The organism is Stenotrophomonas sp. P5_B8 (assembly GCF_054049855.1).
Genome location: NZ_JBFULO010000682.1, coordinates 1 through 1,310, shown reverse-complemented (window position 1 = coordinate 1,310; position 1,310 = coordinate 1). Strand labels below are relative to the sequence as shown.

The window sequence follows — 1,310 nt, the reverse complement described above, 5'->3', positions numbered from 1 at the left end:
GCCGGCTACTCGCCGCGCTGGATCCAGCAGATCCTGCGCGGGGAGATGGGCTTCCGCGGCGTGGTGTTCTCCGATGACATCGGCATGGCTGCCTCGTTCTCCGCAGGCGGGGTGAAGGCGCGCGTGGACGCACACCTGGATGCCGGCTGCGACGTGGTGCTGGTCTGCCATCCCGAACTGGTCGAAGAATCGCTGCGCGCGGTCCAGCCGCGCACCCTCAACACCGCTGCGCTGATCGGTCTGATCGGTCGCGGCGCGCTGGGCTGGGACGGCCTGCTGGCCGATACCCGCCATGGCACCACCCAATCCCGTTTGCTTGACACCCTTGGAAGAACCGTCTGATGCCCAACCTCACCATTTCCCAGGCCCTGGCCCAGGCCGACCTGCTGGTCGACCGTCCCACCATCGACACGGCCATCGCCGCCATCGCCGACGCCATCGCGCGCGATTACAAGGGCGAAGTGCCGCTCTTCCTGTCGATCATGCACGGCGCGCTGCCGTTCGCCGGCCAGCTTGCGCTGGAACTGGGCGCGCGCGGTCAGGACGTGCAGTTCGATTACCTGCACGCCACCCGTTACCGCGGTGAAACCACCGGCGGCGACCTGGTGTGGAAGCACAAGCCGGCCACCGCGCTGTTCGGCCGTCGCGTGCTGCTGGTCGATGACATCCTCGACGAGGGCTACACCCTGCAGGGCGTGCGTACCTGGTGCCTGGAGCAGGGCGCCACCGACGTGCGCATCGCCGCGCTGACGGTCAAGCAACACGACCGTGCGCTGCCCGACGTCAAGGCCGACTACGCCGGCATCGACCTGCCGGACCGCTACGTGTTCGGGTTCGGCATGGACGTCAACGAAACGCTGCGCTGCGTGCCGGCCATCTATGCGATGAAGGAATGATGGAAGCGATTTCACTCGCCGTCATCGGCGGTACCGGCGTCTACAAACTGGCCCAGCTGGATGATGTCAGCAGCCACCAGGTGGAGACGCGCTACGGCACGCCGTCCGGCCCGATCCGGGTCGGTACGCTGCTCGGCCAGCGCGTGGCCTTCCTGGCCCGCCATGGCGAAGGCCATTCACTGCCGCCGCACAAGATCAACTACCGCGCCAACCTTGCCGCGCTGCAGCAGATCGGTGCCACACGCGTGCTCGCCCTCAACACGGTCGGCGGCATCACCGAACACTGCGGCCCGCGCGTACTGGCCTGCCCGGACCAGCTGATCGACTACACCTGGGGCCGTATCTCCACCCTGAGTGAAGAGCCGGGCAGCGAGGTCCTGCACGTGGACTTTGGGCATCCCTACACGCCGATGC

At 67.4% G+C, this 1,310-nt stretch carries 3 protein-coding genes; all 3 read left to right on the top strand.

Translation table 11 applies throughout. The annotated features are described in order from the left end of the window. On the top strand, positions 1–342 hold a 342-nt coding region (locus ACXJKH_RS20650), incomplete at its 5' end, for a glycoside hydrolase family 3 N-terminal domain-containing protein (protein ID WP_457322184.1). After that, complete coding sequence (locus tag ACXJKH_RS20645) at positions 342–896, top strand: hypoxanthine-guanine phosphoribosyltransferase (protein WP_312236549.1); 555 nt, start codon at positions 342–344, stop codon at positions 894–896. The genes ACXJKH_RS20650 and ACXJKH_RS20645, both read left to right, overlap by 1 nt. Beyond that, positions 896–1,310: phosphorylase family protein (locus ACXJKH_RS20640; protein WP_457322182.1), on the top strand; the 415-nt coding region annotated here is incomplete at its 3' end. The genes ACXJKH_RS20645 and ACXJKH_RS20640, both read left to right, overlap by 1 nt.

What these genes read in the sequence shown, in the direction of transcription:
- ACXJKH_RS20645 (WP_312236549.1), top strand. Translation starts at nt 342, where the DNA reads ATGCCCAACCTCACCATTTCCCAGGCCCTGGCCCAGGCCGACCTGCTG.